Source organism: Pseudomonas sp. GW821-FHT03C07 (assembly GCF_059420925.1).
Genome location: NZ_JBWKUQ010000016.1, coordinates 111,861 through 128,745, shown reverse-complemented (window position 1 = coordinate 128,745; position 16,885 = coordinate 111,861). Strand labels below are relative to the sequence as shown.

Genomic DNA, 16,885 nt, shown 5'->3' with positions numbered 1-16,885 from the left:
ACAACCCTTGTGGGGCGGGTGGTTTCCCCCCCCCGCCACAATGAGTCAACCTCGGCTTCAAGCCAACCAGGGATTGGCCTGTAAATGCGCCCGCTCGAACGCCTTGATCTCCTCGCTCCGTTGCAAGGTGCTGCCAATGGCATCCAGCCCCAGCATCAACGCCGTCTTGCGTAACCCATCGATCTGGAACTCGATAACACTGCCATCCTGCAAACGGATCTGCTGAGCCTCAAGATCAATGCTGATCTGCGCACTCTGCGGCTGGCTCACCACCTGCCCCAAACGCTGCGCCGTGGCCTCGTCCAGGGTGATCAACAACACCCCGTTGCGCTGGCAGTTATCGTAGAAAATCCCGGCGAAACTGCTACCGATCAGCGCCCGGATCCCCATCTGCTTCAGTCCCCACACCGCATGCTCACGGCTGGAACCACAACCGAAGTTCGGCCCCACCACCATGAAGCTGGCGCCTTTCCAGGCCGGCTGGTTCAGCACGAATTCAGGATTGAGTTCACCGGAAGGTAAAAACCGCAGATCGAAGAACAAACCACGGTCCAGCCCGTTGCGATCGATGCCCTTGAGAAACTGCTTGGGCATGATCACGTCGGTGTCGATATTGGCCGCCAGCATCGGCGCGGCGTTGCCGGTGACTTGGGAAAACGGCTGCATGCTCATGGCCTTGGCTCCAGGTGGCGAATATCGATCAGGTGTCCGGCAATGGCTGCCGCGGCGACCATCGCCGGGCTCATCAAATGCGTGCGCGCGCCCGCGCCCTGACGCCCTTCAAAATTGCGGTTGGTACTGGAGGCGCAACGATCACCGGGCTCCAGCACGTCATCGTTCATCGCCAGGCACATCGAGCAACCCGACTGCCGCCACTCGAAGCCGGCGTCGATAAACACCGCCGCCAAGCCTTCGGCCTCGGCCTGATCGCGCACCTGGGTCGAACCCGGCACGATCATCGCCCGTACATGCTTGGCCACCTGCTGGCCACGCACCACACGGGCCGCATCACGCAGGTCCTCGATTCGCGCGTTGGTGCAGGAGCCAATAAAAGCATGGCTGATCACGATCTCGTTCAACGGCATGCCGGCCTCCAGCCCCATGTAGTTCAAGGCACGGCGCATGTCCTGGCGCAGGATCAGGTCGCTGATGCCTTGCGGGTCCGGCACGCGCGCACCGATGGGCGCGGCCTGGTCCGGGCTGGTGCCCCAGGTGACCATGGGCTCCAGCGCGCTGGCATCCAGTTCGACTTCGCGGTCGAACCGCGCACCGACATCCGTGTGCAGCTCCCGCCAACGGACCACGGCCTGCTCCCACAGCTCGCCTTTTGGCGCCCGGGGTTTGTCCTTGAGGTAGGCGAAGACTTTCTCGTCCGGCGCCATGAAAGCACCGCGCGCGCCCGCCTCCACCGCCATATTGCAGATGGTCATGCGTGCCTCGACGCTCAGGGTATCGATGGTCGAACCCCGGAATTCGATGGCATAGCCGGTGGCCCCGGAAGCGCCGATCTTGCCGATCAGCGCCATGATCACATCCTTGGAAGTCAGCCCCGCTGCCAGCTCGCCGCTGACCGTAACCCGCATGGTCTTCAGGCGCTTGTAGACCAGCGTCTGCGAGGCCAGCAGATGCTCGATCTCCGAGGTCCCGATACCGAAGCCAAACGCGCCGAGGGCACCATAGGTGGTGGTGTGGCTATCACCGGCGGCGACTACCATGCCCGGCAGGATAAAGCCCTGCTCCGGGGCGATCACATGCTCGATGCCCTGGCGCTTGTCGAGCACATCGAACAGTTCGATAGCGAAGTCGGCACAGTTTTCGGCCAGGTATGACACCTGCCGCGCACCGCCGGCGTCCGGCATGGCCGCAATGCGCTTGGGCGCGGTGGGGTTCACGTGGTCGACCACGGCCAGCGCGGTTTCGGCGCGCCAGACTCCGCGCTGGGCTTCACGCAGGCCGCTGAAGGCTTGCGGGCTGGTGTATTCGTTGATGACCTGACGGTCGATATACAGCAGGACATGGCCCTGATCATCGAGGCGACACACCGTATGGGAGTCGATGTGCTTGTCGTAGAGGGTTCTTGTTTGAGTCATGGTGGCGCTCGCAGGAATGAAAGTACGCGAGGCTGTCGGATCACGGCGGCAGGCCGACAGACGTCACGGTCATCATAGGCGGCGAGCACGGACCATCAATGGCGGGAGGGTGATGGCTGGGAACATGGATCGTGTTTGATCGGCGCTTGCCTGGCGCAAGCACCTGGCCGATGCAGACGGTCATCAGTGCGACAAGGGTTTCAGACCTTGGTATCGATCGACATGCTCGCGCCGGAACTGGCGAACTGCTGCAGGTTCAGCAACACGTTAATCGCCTTCTTGTATTCCGGGATCATATGATTGGAGAACTGGTCGCTGGAGCTGCCGCTTTGCAGCGTGCTGATCTGGCTGGCGAAATAGTCCAGCGCGTTGAATTTTTCGCCTGGCTTGTTTTTCGTCCCGGCGGTAGCCAGCAGGCCGGCGGTGGTCGTGCTGATCAGGCCATGTTCCTTGAGGATATTGCTGTACTTGGTCAACTGATCCGGGGTGACCGATTTCGGGTCGAAGCCCTTGAACTGCGACTGCAGCTTGTCCTTCTGCATCTGCGTGGTGTCGAGGGCGGTCGGATCCCTCGGGATGTTGTTGAGCACCTGCTTGTTCTTGATTTCCTGCAGGTTGGCGTTCTTCGTATCGGCAGCCTTGCGCTCAAACACGCGAGTACTGAGCGCGGTGGCCCAGGCGACGACTGAACCACTGCTCATACCCGACCTCCGGCCATACGGTCGCGGGAGATGTCACCGTGCTGCTGAGGTCCTTTCAAGGCGAGCATAAGCAGTGTCCTGTCAAAGGTGGAAATAAGAAATGATTCCAGTCATGTAACATGAATGTACAAATATACAATCTTTGTTACAAGACACCCATCGAAAAGATGTACTGCAATTGTGGGTTGGGGCGAAGCCAATACGACGAATAATCCACGCTCTTGGGGACTGCGCAGCCACCCAGCAGACTCACCAGCAACAGAGCGTCCAGAGCACTCAGAAAACGTGGATTCATTGCTTAATCCCCTTCTTGGCATTGCCCAATAGAAAGTCCATGTAAGCCGTCGATTCAGGGAACAAGGCTTTCTCGGTGTGGAACTGCTGCACCATCTGATCGTCCTTGCCAAGGCTGCCGTAGAGCATGCCCAGATGGACGTGATAGCCCGGTAGCGCGGCAATATTGGTGATTGGCACGCCATTGCCCGCCTGACTCAGCGTGGAGCCTCCGCTGACGGCAATCCCGCCCGCCTGGGCCAGCAACGACTGCCAGAACATCGCGTTCGCCAGAATGAACGCCAGCCCGCGCTTGGGTAATCCGCAAAAGTGTTCACGGCTCCCTGGCACTTTCTTGCACGATCGTACCTAAAGCTCGCTTACCCCAAGCCGATAACCGAACGAAGCCCTGACGAGATCAGGCCGACCGAATAATAAAAACCGCTTTGCTAGGACAGCTCCCATGCCCATGTTCCGTACGATCCAAGCCCGCTACACGCTGTTTCTGGTCCTGTTCGTTCTGCTGCTGTTCGTCCTGACCGTGGTCGGGATCAGCCAGTTGGTCGCCCCCACGTTGCGCCAGACCGAAGAACAGGTCGTACTCAACCGCGTGGCCGAAGTGGCCGAGCAGATCAAGGGCGAGTTGAACAAGGTCCAGGCCCAGCAACGCAGCATTACCCAGACCATTCCCCTGCTCGACAGCGACACCATCGACAAGGTCCTGCCCGGCCTGGTGGACCAGTACGGCGAGTTGAAGGTCTTCGGTGGCGGTATCTGGCCCCTGCCCGGTCAGCGCACGCCAGGACGGAACAAGCACAGCACCTTCTGGCATCGCGATGCCAACGGCCAGTTGAAGGTCAATACTTTCTGGAACAGTGCCGAAGCGCCCAACTATTACGAGCAACCCTGGTACAAGGGCGGCATGGCCACCCCACGCGGCCAGTGCGCCTGGGCGGCGGCCTACAAGGATGACGCCAGCCAGGAACCGCGGACCAACTGCGCCATGGCCATCCAGCGCGACGGTGCGCCGTACGGCGTCTCGACCATCGACGTGACCCTGGGTTTCTTCAACGACCTGGTGGCGCGCAAGGAAAAAGACATCGGCGGTGAAATGCTGATTGTCGAAGCCGACGGCAAGATCATCAGCAACAGCAGCCATATCAACAGCCCGGTGGTGCTCAAGAACATCAACGACCTGGCCGGCAACTCGGCCTTCGCCGCACAGGTCAAGACCGCTCTGCAAAACCGTGACGCCGCGTCCCATCGCGTGGAATTCAACAATGACGGCGTGGCCAGCACCTTCTTCATGCGCCCCATCGAAGGCACCCCCTGGTACCTCGCCACGGCCCTGCCGACCCAACTGCTCGCCGCCCAGCGCGATGACGTGCTCAATACCCTGGCCCTGCTGCAGATCCCGATGATTGTGCTGCTGGTGCTGTTGCAGGTGTATGCCATCAGCCAGCTGGTCAACCGCATGCGCGCGCTGAAGACCAATATCGACGCATTGTCCACCGGCGATGCCGACCTGACCCGGCGCATCACCATCCGCGCCGAAGACGAGCTGGGGGCCATCGGCCACTCGGTGAACCGCTTTATCGTCTACCTGCAGAACATGATCGGCGAAGTCACCCAGGCCACCGGCGACATGGCCTCAAGCCTGGACAAGCTGCAACAGACCTCGGCCCATACCAACCAGATCCTCACCCGCCACGCCTCGGAAACCGAACAGACGGTCACCGCCATCACCGAGATGAGTGCCACCGCCGACACCGTGGCGCAGAACGCCGCCGAAACCGCCGCCTTCACCCAGCGCGCCAACGAACATGCCGACCGTTCGCGGGTGGTGGTGGGCGAGGCGTCCAATAGCGTGATCGCCCTGATCGACGAAGTCTCCAGCGCCACCCATAAGGTCGAGAGCATGCAGCAGGATGCCCAGCGCATCACCGAGATTCTCGGGGTGATCGGCGCCATTGCCGGGCAAACCAACCTGCTGGCCCTGAACGCCGCCATTGAAGCCGCCCGCGCCGGCGAGCAGGGGCGTGGCTTCGCGGTGGTCGCCGACGAGGTCCGCGCCCTCGCCGCCCGGACCCAGGCCAGCACCTCGGAAATCAACGAGATGCTCACGCGCCTGACCCAGGGGGTCAGTTCGTCGGTCGCCGCCATGGAGAATACCCAGGCCAGCTGTCAGTCCGCGGCCGACGCCACCGCGCGGGTCAACGCCGGGCTCGATGAAATGGCCGGCTCCGTCAGCCATATCAACAGCCTCAGCACCCAGATCGCCACGGCTGCCGAACAGCAGAGTTCGGTCACCGAAGAGATCAACCGCAGCATGGTGCAGATCCGCCATATGGTCGATGAACTGGTCCAGAGCGGTCATGCCACCGATGCCAACACCCACAGCCTGCTGGACGCCAACAACCGCGTCAGCGCCTTGATGGGCCGCTTCAAGGTCAAGTAACACGCTGCCGCTCGTGCCCCGGAGTCGGGGCACGACCGCCGGTCTTGTGTTGGTTTTGTAAAGTACGAAATATTTTGTATCACCTATGCTCATTACTGTTTCCGCCTTTTAACAAGGATTGCAGTCGGAGCAGAGCCATGGAACCCCCCTCTTTCCAGCCTTATGCCAAAACGCTCAGCAACAAAGTCTATATAGAAGCCGATATCGAGACGGTCTACGCCTACGTGACCCAGCCGGATCGCTGGCACGAATGGCACCCCACCTCCGTCAGCGCCGAGACCGGCATCCGTGGTCCCTTGCCCAAGGATCAGCGCTTCACCGAAGTCATCGACCTGCTGGGTTTACGGATCGAGATGAACTATCGGGTGGTCATCGCCGATGCCCCGGGCGAGTTCAAGATGGCCTTTACCTCCGCCGTGGTCGATGGCTGCATCCACTACAGTTTGTTGCGTGACGGCCGTGGCACGCTGTTTGTCCGCACCCTGCAATACATCACCGAACTGCACCTGAACGGTTTGCACGCACGCATGGTCGAGGTCTCGACGCGGGCGATGGACAACCTCAAGCACCTGTTGGAAACCCCACAGCGCTCCACGGCCTGACACCTCACAGCCCTCCGCCAATTTTGTGGGAGCTGGCTTGCCAGCGATGAGGCCATCAAGTCCTGCATTGAACTCACCGACGCCATCGCCGGCAAGCCGGGCTCCTACAGGTTCAGTGGCGCTCTCAAGAGATGCGTTAATCCAGGGTTAATCGCCGCTCACCAGCATCGCTCCGATTCTTCTGAAAATTCTGTATGTCGAATGCCCGCGCGCCCACGTCGCGATCGCCTGGAACTCGGCGCTAATCTACGACATGATCTTCACTCAGCCGGTCTATTACCCGTTCAAGGACCTGCTCGACCGGCGGGTCAGCAAACAATAATGAGGAAAGAGTGAATGCCCCTACAGATCGCGGTAATCGATGACTGGCAAGGCGTGGCCGCCGAGGCGGTGGACTGGAGTGCCTTGAGCACCGTGGGCCAGGTCAGTTTTCTCCACGACTACCCGACCGATACCGCAACCATGGCCGAGCGCCTGGGTGGTTTCGAGGTGATCTGCGTGATGCGCGAGCGCAGCCCGTTCAATGAGGCCCTGCTGCGCCAACTGCCGCGCCTGAAGCTGCTGGTGACCGGCGGCATGCGTAACGCCGCCCTCGATATCAAGGCCGCCAGCGCCCTGGGCATCCAGGTCTGCGGCACCGACAGCTACAAGCAGGCCGCGCCGGAGCTGACCTGGGCGCTGATCATGGCCGCCAACCGCAATCTGCTCAAGGAGGCCAACTCCCTGCGCGCCGGACACTGGCAGCAAGGCCTGGGCGGCGACCTGTATGGCAAAACCCTGGGCATCCTCGGCCTGGGCAGCATCGGCCAGCGTATTGCCGGCTACGCCAAGGCGTTCGGCATGCGGGTCATCGCCTGGAGCGAGAACCTCACCGCCGAACGCGCCGCCGAATCCGCCGTGGAATACGTCAGCAAGGCGGAACTGTTCAAGCAGGCCGACCTGCTCACCGTGCACCTGGTGCTCAGCGAGCGTTCCCGTGGCCTGGTGGACGCCGAGGCCCTGGCCTGGATGAAACCCTCGGCCTACCTGATCAACACCGCACGTGGGCCGATCGTCGACGAACAGGCGCTGATCGCGGCGCTAGAGCAAGGCCGACTGGCCGGTGCCGCGCTGGACGTCTTCGAACAGGAGCCGTTGCCGGCCGACCACCCGTTCCGCACCCTGGACAATGTCCTGGCAACCCCCCATGTCGGCTACGTCAGCCAGAACAACTACCGGCTGTTCTACAGCCAGATGATCGAAGATATCCAGGCCTGGTCGGCCGGGCAGCCGATCCGGCTCCTGAGCTAAGCACGCGGCTGCCTGGCTGGCGCGATAGATAAGTACCTCCACGTCAGTCTCGTGGCTTCGTTTACTCGCTCCTGAAGTGCCGTCACCTTCGACGGCACGCCCAGGAGAACGAGCATGACCCGACCCACCTTCGAACTCGGCGGCTGGAGCCAGACCCTCACTCGCGAACCCATGCCGCATTTCACCCAGATGATGTACGGTATGGTGACCCATCTCGACGGCCTGACCACCGGCACTGTCAGCACACCCGGCTGGAGCCCCGCTACCTCGGCAGCTCCACGTCCAGACGGTTACACTGGCAAAGTGCTCTGGAGCTACGGCGGCGGCCTCTGCTCACCGAAGGCCAAGCCGGCCGACCAGAACGAGATCGACGCCATCGTCAACGCGACCCTCGACAATAACTGGGACGGCGTCGACTTCGACGACGAGTGCCAGATGAACATCCCGAATGTCATCACGGCCATGCAGATCCTCAAGCAGCGGAACAAACAGACCCGTTTTGGCTTTATCTCGGGCTACACCTACAACACCCCCACCAGCAGCACCGGCATGGCCCTCAACGACAAGATCCGGCAAGTGGTCGAGTCCGGGCATTGCGAGCAGATCGTGCACTATTGCTACGCCAGCCGGATGTGGACCGATGCCGAAATCGAGCGCTACGTGGGCCAATCCCTGGAGCGTACCCTGGCCCATGGTGCACGGCCTGGGCAGTTGATCCTGGCGCTGACCAGCCGTGGCCTGAGCGATCACAATCTGCAGTTATTTCTCGACCAGGTGATCGAGCAACAAATCGGCGGGCTCTATATCTGGGCATACCATCAACTGCTGCCCAGCCACCAACGCACTATTTTCGAGCGCTTGGGCTTCGAACCTGCGCCAGTGATGTGCGGCCGTTCCGGGGCATTCGCCCAGGATCGCCTGTGACATAGATCAACTGCGCCGTATTTTCCCAATATTCGTCTAAACAACGCCGCTCACAGTGGCGACATCTCTCCTACACTGATTTTCGGGCCTGCTGACCGACCAGTCATTTTCGCGCAAAAAAGTCGAAACTTCTGATGCGGCGGCCGGTCAGGTTAGAGGTAGGGCGTCTGTTCCGGATGTAATGCGGACAGGGGCTCCCCACTCTTTCTTGCCTCCGTGCGATGGGCATCCTTCGCCCAGTCGCGCGAAACCAGTGTGTCCGACCAAAGGAAGCGGTTTGGGCACGCTGTATGAAAGAGAAAAAGAACCAGATCAAATAAAATGGGAGAGTCACATGATCAGCAGCGCTGCGTTGGAAACTCAGGAAGAGCATTTTAATCAGGCCAGCGAAGCGGTCCCCGTGTCAGCCCCCTTGGCGGGAGGAAAATCTGTGTTGACGGCAGCCGCTGTCAATTCCAACAAGAAAAAGGTGCTGTTCGTCACCTCCGAATTCGCCGATCTGGTCAAGACCGGCGGCCTGGGCGACGTGTCCGCCGCCCTGCCCCGGGCCATGCACCACCTGCACGATGTACGGGTGCTGATTCCCGGTTATCCGCAGGTGATGAACAGCGACAACCCGATCCATATCATCGGCGAGCTGGGTGGCCACGCCGCGCTGCCACCGTGCAAGATCGGCCGCATGGACCTGCCCGACGGCCTGGTGATCTACGTGCTGATCTGCCCCGAGCTCTATGAGCGCGATGGCACCCCCTACGGCGCCAACAACGGGCGCGACTGGCCGGACAACCATATCCGCTTCGCCCGCCTGGGCCTGGCGGCAGCCGATATCGCCGCCAACCTGGCGCAGATCCACTGGACCCCGGACCTGGTCCACGCCCACGACTGGCCGGCCGGCCTGGCCCCGGCCTATATGCACTGGCGCGGCCAGCGCACCGCGACCCTGTTCACCATTCATAACCTTGCCTATCAGGGCGTGGTCAGCCTCGCCTGCTGCCCGGAACTGGGGATCCCGCCCCACGCCCTGCAACAGGAAGGCATGGAGTTCTACGGCAAGCTGTCGTTCCTCAAGGCCGGCATGGCCTACTCCAGTCATATCACCACGGTGAGTGCCACCTACGCCCAGGAAATCACCACCCCGCAATTCGGCTGTGGCCTGGACGGATTCCTTGCCAGCAAGACCCACCAGGGCCTGCTCAGCGGGATTCCCAACGGCATCGATGAAAGCTGGGATGCGGCCACCGACAGCCACCTGGTCCACCCCTTCACCCCGGGCGACTGGGACGGCAAGGCGGTCAACGCCGCCCATGTGCGGACCCTGTTCGGCCTCGATCCATCGACCGGACCACTGTTTGCGGTGGTCTCGCGACTGGTCTACCAGAAAGGCCTGGACCTGACCGAGGCGGTCAGCGAAATGATTGTGGCCGAAGGTGGCCAGATCGCGATCATCGGCCGTGGCGAACCGGAAGAAGAACAGGCCATGCGCCAGTTGGCCCTGCGTTTCCCAGGGCGGATCGGGGTGCGCATCGGTTTCAACGAAACCGATGCCCGCCGCATGTTCGCTGGCAGCGATTTCCTGCTGATGCCCTCGCGCTATGAACCCTGTGGCCTGAGCCAGATGTATGCCCAGCGCTTCGGCTCGCTGCCGGTGGCGCGCAACACCGGCGGGCTGGCCGACACCATCGAGAACGGTGTCACCGGCTTCCTCTTCGACGAGTCCAGCGTGGACAGTTATGCCGAGGCGCTGAGCCGGGCATTCAAGGTGTTCGCCCATCCACCGCTGCTCAACGCCATGCGCTGCCGTGCCATGGCGGCCCCCTTCAACTGGTGCAAGGCGGTGGAGCCCTACGCCGAGCTGTACCAGAACCTGGTCGCCAAGTCCCGGAGCAGGTCGGGCCAGCACTGAGGAGGTCTTCATAGATGCCGTTACGGACTCTGGAAACCTGGCCTCATGGCGCAACCCTGCTGGACGCCGAGCACACCCGCTTCGCGCTGTGGGCACCGGATGCCTATTACGTCAGCGTCGAGCTCGACGATGGCCGCTCCCTGGCCATGCTGCCGCAGCACGACGGCTGGTTTGTCCTCGAGGCCCGCTGCCCGGTCGGTAGCCACTATCGCTTCCATATCGACGGCGAGCAGTTGGTGCCCGACCCGGCCTCGCGGCGCCAGGTCGGCGATGTGCACGGCCCGAGCCAGGTGGTCGATTCCCTGGCCTATCACTGGCAACACAAGGATTGGCAGGGGCGGCCCTGGCACGAGGCGGTGATCTACGAGCTGCATGTCGGGGTCTTGGGTGGCTATCGCCAGGTCGAAAACCAACTGGCGCGCCTGGCCGAACTGGGCATCACCGCCATTGAGCTGATGCCCCTGGGCCAATTCCCCGGCGAGCGCAACTGGGGCTACGACGGCGTGCTGCCCTATGCGCCGCACGCCACCTATGGTTCGCCCGAAGACCTCAAGCACCTGATCGACACGGCCCACGGACATGGCCTTATGGTGCTGCTGGACGTGGTCTACAACCACTTCGGCCCGGACGGCAATTACCTTGGCCAATACGCCAAGGACTTCTTCCGCGACGACCAGCAGACTCCGTGGGGCGCGGCGATCGATTTTCGCCGCCGCGAAGTCCGCGATTTTTTCATCGACAACGCCTTGATGTGGTTGCTGGAGTACCGTTTCGACGGCCTGCGCCTGGATGCCGTACACGCGATCAACGACAGCACCTTGCTCCACGAACTGGCCCAAGCGGTTCGCCAACAGGTGGACCCAACGCGACACGTGTGGCTGACTCTGGAAAACGAACACAACCAGGCCAGCCTGCTGGAAGAAGCCTTTGACGCCCAGTGGAACGATGATGGCCATAACGCCTTGCACGTCCTGCTGACCGGCGAAACCGACGCCTACTACGCCGACTTTGCCCGGGAAACCACCGCCAAGCTGGCCCGCTGCCTGAGCCAGGGTTTCGTTTTCCAGGGCCATCCTGACCGTCACGGCCGCAGTCGCGGCTCGCCCAGCGCCCATCTGCCGCCCAGCGCCTTCGTGCTGTTCCTGCAGAACCACGACCAGATCGGCAACCGGGCCCTGGGCGAGCGCCTCAACCAGCTCTGCCCAGCCCCGGCCTTGCGGGCGGCCACGGCGCTGCTGCTGCTGTCACCGATGATCCCCTTGCTGTTCATGGGTGAGGAAACCGCGGCCCGCGAGCCCTTCCTGTTTTTCACCGATCACCACGGTGAACTGGCCGACGCGGTGCGCGAAGGCCGGCGCGCGGAATTCGCCGATTTTCCGGCCTTTGCCGACCCCGCACACCGGGCACATATTCCCGACCCGAATGCCGCCGACAGCTTCAACGACTCGCGCCCCGACCTGAACGATGCCAGCGACGACCTCAATCGCCAGGCCACCGTATGCCTCTACCGGCAACTGCTGGAGCTGCGCCACCGGGAAATCATCCCCCGGCTCCCCGGCGCCCAGGCCCTGGGCAGCGATGTGCTGGCCGATGGCGCCCTCAGCGCGCGCTGGCGCATGGGCGACGGTAGCCTGCTGCGCATCGACCTCAATCTCAGCGCCGAGTCCGTCAGCCATCACCCGCCCAGCCCAGCCCGTTTGCTGTTCGAAAGCACCGCCGGGGCCAGTCGCCAATTGGATGAAGGTCATCTGGCCCCCTACTGTGCGCTGGTTACCCTGACCCCCGGGGACGTCATGCAGTCACCCACCGGAGAGCACCCATGAGCGACGCGCAACTGGAAATACTCGCCAGCCGGGCCGGCCTGGCCGTCGATTGGATCGACGCCAATGGCCGTCCGCAGAAAGTCCGGCCCGAGGTCTTGCGCAAGATCCTGGCCGGACTCGGCCATCCCGCCGACACTGACCTGGCCATCGACAACAGCCTGCGGGAACTGCAACTCGCCCAGCAACAAAAACATCTGCCGCCGCTGTTGACCGTGGACGTCGGCAAGGGCCTGGACCTGGCCCACTATTTCGCCGCCGCCACCCCCTGCGAGGTGCATCTGGAGAACGGCACGCTCCTGCACTTGCAGCTGGACCAGGACGCGGTGCTGCCGGGCAAGATTCCAGTGGGTTACCAGACGGTGCATATCGCCGGCCAGCACTTCACCCTCGCCGTGGCCCCGGCGCAGTGCCACAGCGTGGCGGCGGCCACCGATAGCGCAACACCTCGTGCCTGGGGCCTGACGGTCCAGTTGTATGCCCTGCAACGCGCCGGCGACGGCGGTTTCGGCGACACCCTGGCCCTGGAAAACCTGGTCCGGGCCGCCGGCGAGCGCGGCGCCGACGCCCTGGCGATCAGCCCGCTGCACGCCATGTTCAGCTGCGACCCGCAACGCTACAGCCCCTACTCGCCCTCCAGCCGGTTGTTTCTCAACAGTCTATATGCGGCGCCGGAGGCGATTCTCGGCGCACCGGCCCTGCGCCAGGCCATCGACACCACTGGGCTGGCCGATGAACTGCGGCAACTGGAAGCGCTGCCCTTGATCGACTGGCCCCGCGCCGCCCGCGCCAAACAGCACCTGTTGCGCGCACTGTACGACGGCTTCCGCTTCGGCACCCACCCGCTCGCCACGGACTTCGCGCATTTTCGCCAGATCGGCGGCGAAGCCCTGGAAAATCACTGTCGCTTCGAAGCCCTGCAGGCGGCCTGCAGCGCCCGCGGCGAAAGCACCGACTGGCGCCACTGGCCCTCGATCTGGCGCCATCCCGACAGCCCGGTCCTTGCCCGCTTCGCCGAGGAGCAGGCCGAGGAGATCGGTTTCTACGCCTTCGGCCAATGGCTGGTCGCCCGCTGCCTTGAGCGCGCGCAAAAGGCCGCCCGGGACAGCGGCATGGGTATCGGCCTGATCGCCGACCTCGCCGTCGGCGCCGATGGCGGCGGCAGCCAGGCCTGGAGCCGGCAGGATGAACTGCTGGCCGAACTCACCGTCGGCGCGCCGCCGGATATCCTCAACCGTACCGGGCAAAGCTGGGGCATCTCGGCCTTCGCCCCGGAAGGTCTGAAGCGCCACGGGTTCCGCGCCTTTATCGAGATGCTGCGGGCCAACTTCGCCCATGCCGGCGGCCTGCGCATCGACCATGTGATGGGCTTGCAACGGCTCTGGGTGATCCCCCTCGGCTCACCGCCGAGTGACGGCGCCTACCTGTATTACCCGCTGGACGACCTGCTGCGCCTGCTGACCCTGGAGTCCGCGCGCCACCAGGCGGTGGTGCTCGGCGAAGACCTCGGCACGGTACCCGAGGGCCTGCAGGAAAAACTCGCCGCCCGGGCGATCCTCGGCATGCGCGTGCTGTTGTTCGAGCAGGAATATGACCATCGCTTCCGGCCGATCCTCGACTGGCCGGACAACGCCCTGGCCATCACCAGCACCCACGACCTGCCGACCCTCAATGGCTGGTGGCATGCCCGGGATATCGACTGGAATATCCAACTCGGCCTGATCGACAACAGCACCGCCGATCACTGGCGCGAAACCCGCCAGCATGAACGTGACGGCCTGCATCGTACCTTGAGCAACGACCCGCAGAATTTCCGCGATGAGTCCCACGAAACCGACCAGATCCTCGATGCCAGCGTGCGTTTCCTCGGTCATACCCGCGCGCCCCTGGTGTTGCTGCCGCTGGAGGACGCCCTGGGGGTCGAAGAACAAGCCAACCTGCCCGGCACCCTCGATAGCCACCCGAACTGGCGTCGACGCCTGCCCGGCGACAGCAGCCAGTTGCTGGACGATGTGGACGCCGCCCGCCGCCTGGAACTGCTGGCCTGTGCCCGCCTCCAGGCCGCCGAGCGTGACCGATGAGTCCACCCTTGCGTGCGACGCTGCGCCTGCAATTTCATCAAGGCTTCAACCTGGATGACGCGGTGCCGCTGGTGCCCTACTTCGCGCAGTTGGGCATCAGCCATGTCTACGCCTCGCCGCTGCTCACCGCGCGCGACGGTTCGATGCACGGCTACGATGTGGTCGACCCGACCCGGGTCAATCCGCAACTGGGCGGTGAACCGGCATTGCGGCGCCTGGTGCAGACCCTGCGTCAACACGACATGGGCCTGATCCTCGACATCGTTTCCAACCATATGGCGGTCGGCGGCGCGGACAATCCCTGGTGGCTGGACCTGCTGGAATGGGGCCGGCAGAGCCCCTACGGCGAATTCTTCGATATCCAGTGGCACTCGCCCGACCCGTTGCTCGAAGGGCAATTGCTGATGCCCTTCCTCGGTAGCGACTACGGCGTGGCCTTGCAGGAAGGCGCCATCCCCCTGCGCTTCGATGCCGAGTACGGCGGCTTCCATATCGAGCATTACCAGCACCGCTTTCCCATCTGTCCCCGGGACTACGCGCAGATACTCGCCGATATCCCCCAGTTGGAAACCCTGGCCGGGCACTTCAAGGCCCTCAACAGCCTGCCCGACGCCTATGCCCAGGCGCAGGTCCTGCGCGCGGAACTGGCGCAACGCCGCGATTTCCACGCGGCCATCGAGCAGAGTCTTGCACGTTATGACTCGCGCCAGCCCGAAGGTTTCCAGCGCCTGCACCGGCTGCTGGAGCGCCAGCACTACCGCCTCGCCAGTTGGCGCACCGCCGCCGACGACATCAATTGGCGGCGCTTCTTCGATGTCAACGAACTGGGTGGCCTGCGGGTCGAGCGCCCGGCGGTGTTCGAGGCCACCCACCGGAAAATCTTCCAGCTGATCGAGGACGGCCTGGTGGATGGCCTGCGCATCGATCATATCGACGGGCTCGCCGACCCTCGCGGCTACTGCCGCAAACTGCGCCGGCGGGTCGATCGCCTGGCACCCGGACGGCACCTGCCGATCTACGTGGAGAAAATCCTCGGCCAGGACGAAAACCTGCACCGCGACTGGCAGGTGGACGGCACCACCGGCTACGAGTTCATGGACCAGCTGTCGCTGCTGCAACACGATCCGCGCGGCGAGCAACCCTTGAGCGAACTCTGGAGCCGCTTGAGCGAGCGCCCCGCCAAGTTCGCCGAGGAAGCCCAATTGGCCCGCCAGCAGGTCCTTGCCGGCGGGCTGGCGGGGGACTGCGAAAGCGTGGCCCAGGCCCTGCTGCAAGTGGCCCGGGACGACCTGATGAGCCGCGACCTGACCCTCGGCGCGATTCGCCGAGCCTTGCAGGCGCTGATTGTGCACTACCCGGTGTACCGCACCTATATCAACGCCAATGGCCGCCCGGCCGAGGACGAGGGGTTTTTCCAACAGGCCCTGGCCGGCGCTCGCACCACCCTCGGCGAGGCCGACTGGCCGCTGCTCGACTACCTGCAACAGTGGCTCGGCGGACAACCCTGGCGCCAGCGCGCACCAGGGCGTCAGCGCAAGCTGCTCAAGCATGCCTGCGTGCGCTTCCAGCAACTGACCTCGCCAACGGCCGCCAAGGCTGTCGAAGATACGGCGTTCTATCGCTCGGCGGTGCTGCTGTCGCGCAATGACGTGGGCTTTGCCACCGAGCGCTTCAGCGCCCCCCCGCAGGCCTTCCATGCGGCCAACCGACAACGCCTGGAAAATTTCCCGGACAACCTGTTGACCAGCGCCACCCATGATCACAAACGGGGCGAGGACAGCCGCGCGCGGCTGGCGGTACTGAGCGAGTACGGTCCCTGGTATGTCGAACAGGTGCAAGGCTTTCGCCAACTGGCCCAAGCCCTGCGCGCTGATCCCCTGGCCCCCTCGGCGGCGGACGAGTTGATTCTCTACCAGGCGCTGTTGGGCAGTTGGCCGCTGACCCTGGCGAGCGACGATTCGGCCGGGCTGGATGATTACGCCGGACGTCTCTGGCAATGGCAATGCAAGGCCCTGCGCGAAGCCAAGCTGCACAGCAGTTGGAGCGCACCGAACGAGGCCTACGAGCAGGCCTGCCGCGATTTTCTCGAAACACTGCTGACCCGTCCGGCCGGCCTGCCACTGCGCACGGCCCTGGCGGCAGCGGTAGAAAAGATTGCGCCAGCCGGCGCACTCAACAGTTTGGCCCAGTGTTTGCTGCGCATGACCGTACCGGGCGTGCCAGACCTGTACCAGGGCAACGAGTTCTGGGACTTCAGCCTGGTGGACCCGGACAATCGCCGAGCGGTGGATTTCGCGGCCCGGCAACAGGCATTGCAGCAACCGGCAGCGCCAGGGGAGCTGTTGACGGACTGGCGCAGCGGTCGACTCAAACAGGCCTTGATTGCCCGTACTCTGGGGGTGCGGGCTGAATATGGGAGGGTCTTCAGTCGTGGCGACTATCAGCCATTGGCAGTGCTCGGCAAGCGGGCCGAACAGGTGCTGGCTTTCATGCGCGGCACACCGACGCAGCGCGCCATTGTGATCATCCCCCGGCTGTCGGCCCAACTGCTGGCCGACGATCAGCTGCCGCGGGTACAGGCACCGGTTTGGGGCGATACGCGGGTCAAACTGCCATTCGCCGCACCGGGGCGCAAATTAAAGGGACTATTTTCGATGTGCGCAGTCACACCCCATAACGAGCTGATGGTGGGTGCGGCACTCGAAGATTTCCCGGTCAATCTCTTTATCCAAACTTGAGTTCA

Annotated in this window: 12 protein-coding genes; 8 read left to right on the top strand and 4 right to left on the bottom strand. The window is 63.4% G+C overall.

The window, feature by feature from the left end; genetic code table 11:
* Positions 1–57 precede the first annotated feature (57 nt).
* From leuD to AC07VG_RS25490, 4 genes are all read right to left on the bottom strand, one after another.
* On the bottom strand, positions 58–672 hold the full coding sequence (gene leuD / locus AC07VG_RS25505; RefSeq protein ID WP_495022108.1) for a 3-isopropylmalate dehydratase small subunit: 615 nt from the start codon (positions 670–672) through the stop codon (positions 58–60).
* Positions 669–2,090: a 3-isopropylmalate dehydratase large subunit gene (gene leuC, locus AC07VG_RS25500; protein ID WP_495001886.1), complete on the bottom strand. Its 1,422-nt coding sequence runs from the start codon at positions 2,088–2,090 to the stop codon at positions 669–671. Before leuC ends, leuD begins: the two co-directional genes overlap by 4 nt.
* Positions 2,091–2,290: 200 nt before the next feature.
* Positions 2,291–2,791, bottom strand: a complete 501-nt coding sequence (locus AC07VG_RS25495; protein ID WP_495022107.1) for a hypothetical protein — start codon at positions 2,789–2,791, stop codon at positions 2,291–2,293.
* A gap of 291 nt (positions 2,792–3,082) precedes the next feature.
* The gene (locus AC07VG_RS25490) at positions 3,083–3,415 is read right to left on the bottom strand and encodes a DUF4810 domain-containing protein (RefSeq protein ID WP_495022106.1); all 333 of its coding nucleotides are present in this window, start codon (positions 3,413–3,415) and stop codon (positions 3,083–3,085) included.
* A 112-nt stretch (positions 3,416–3,527) separates the two neighbouring features.
* On the opposite strand from AC07VG_RS25490, the gene AC07VG_RS25485 reads away from it, so the two are divergent.
* The 8 genes from AC07VG_RS25485 (at position 3,528) to AC07VG_RS25450 (ending at position 16,880) form a co-directional block, all read left to right on the top strand.
* Positions 3,528–5,522, top strand: a complete 1,995-nt coding sequence (locus AC07VG_RS25485) for a methyl-accepting chemotaxis protein (protein ID WP_495022105.1) — start codon at positions 3,528–3,530, stop codon at positions 5,520–5,522.
* A 137-nt stretch (positions 5,523–5,659) separates the two neighbouring features.
* Positions 5,660–6,124, top strand: coding sequence for an SRPBCC family protein (locus tag AC07VG_RS25480; RefSeq protein WP_495001883.1), 465 nt, complete (start codon positions 5,660–5,662; stop codon positions 6,122–6,124).
* A 336-nt stretch (positions 6,125–6,460) separates the two neighbouring features.
* The gene (locus AC07VG_RS25475; protein ID WP_495022104.1) at positions 6,461–7,414 is read left to right on the top strand and encodes a D-2-hydroxyacid dehydrogenase family protein; all 954 of its coding nucleotides are present in this window, start codon (positions 6,461–6,463) and stop codon (positions 7,412–7,414) included.
* A gap of 114 nt (positions 7,415–7,528) precedes the next feature.
* Positions 7,529–8,338, top strand: a complete 810-nt coding sequence (locus AC07VG_RS25470; protein WP_495001881.1) for a hypothetical protein — start codon at positions 7,529–7,531, stop codon at positions 8,336–8,338.
* 337 nt (positions 8,339–8,675) lie between these two features.
* A complete protein-coding gene (gene glgA, locus AC07VG_RS25465; protein WP_495001936.1) occupies positions 8,676–10,241 on the top strand; it encodes a glycogen synthase GlgA in 1,566 nt (521 codons plus the stop codon).
* Between the two features lie 14 nt (positions 10,242–10,255).
* A complete protein-coding gene (gene treZ / locus AC07VG_RS25460; protein WP_495022103.1) occupies positions 10,256–12,064 on the top strand; it encodes a malto-oligosyltrehalose trehalohydrolase in 1,809 nt (602 codons plus the stop codon).
* Positions 12,061–14,142 carry a 4-alpha-glucanotransferase gene (gene malQ, locus AC07VG_RS25455; RefSeq protein WP_495001879.1) on the top strand — a complete coding sequence of 694 codons (2,082 nt, stop codon included), beginning with the start codon at positions 12,061–12,063 and terminating at the stop codon, positions 14,140–14,142. Before treZ ends, malQ begins: the two co-directional genes overlap by 4 nt.
* Positions 14,139–16,880 carry a malto-oligosyltrehalose synthase gene (locus AC07VG_RS25450; protein ID WP_495022102.1) on the top strand — a complete coding sequence of 914 codons (2,742 nt, stop codon included), beginning with the start codon at positions 14,139–14,141 and terminating at the stop codon, positions 16,878–16,880. Before malQ ends, AC07VG_RS25450 begins: the two co-directional genes overlap by 4 nt.
* Positions 16,881–16,885: the final 5 nt, after the last annotated feature.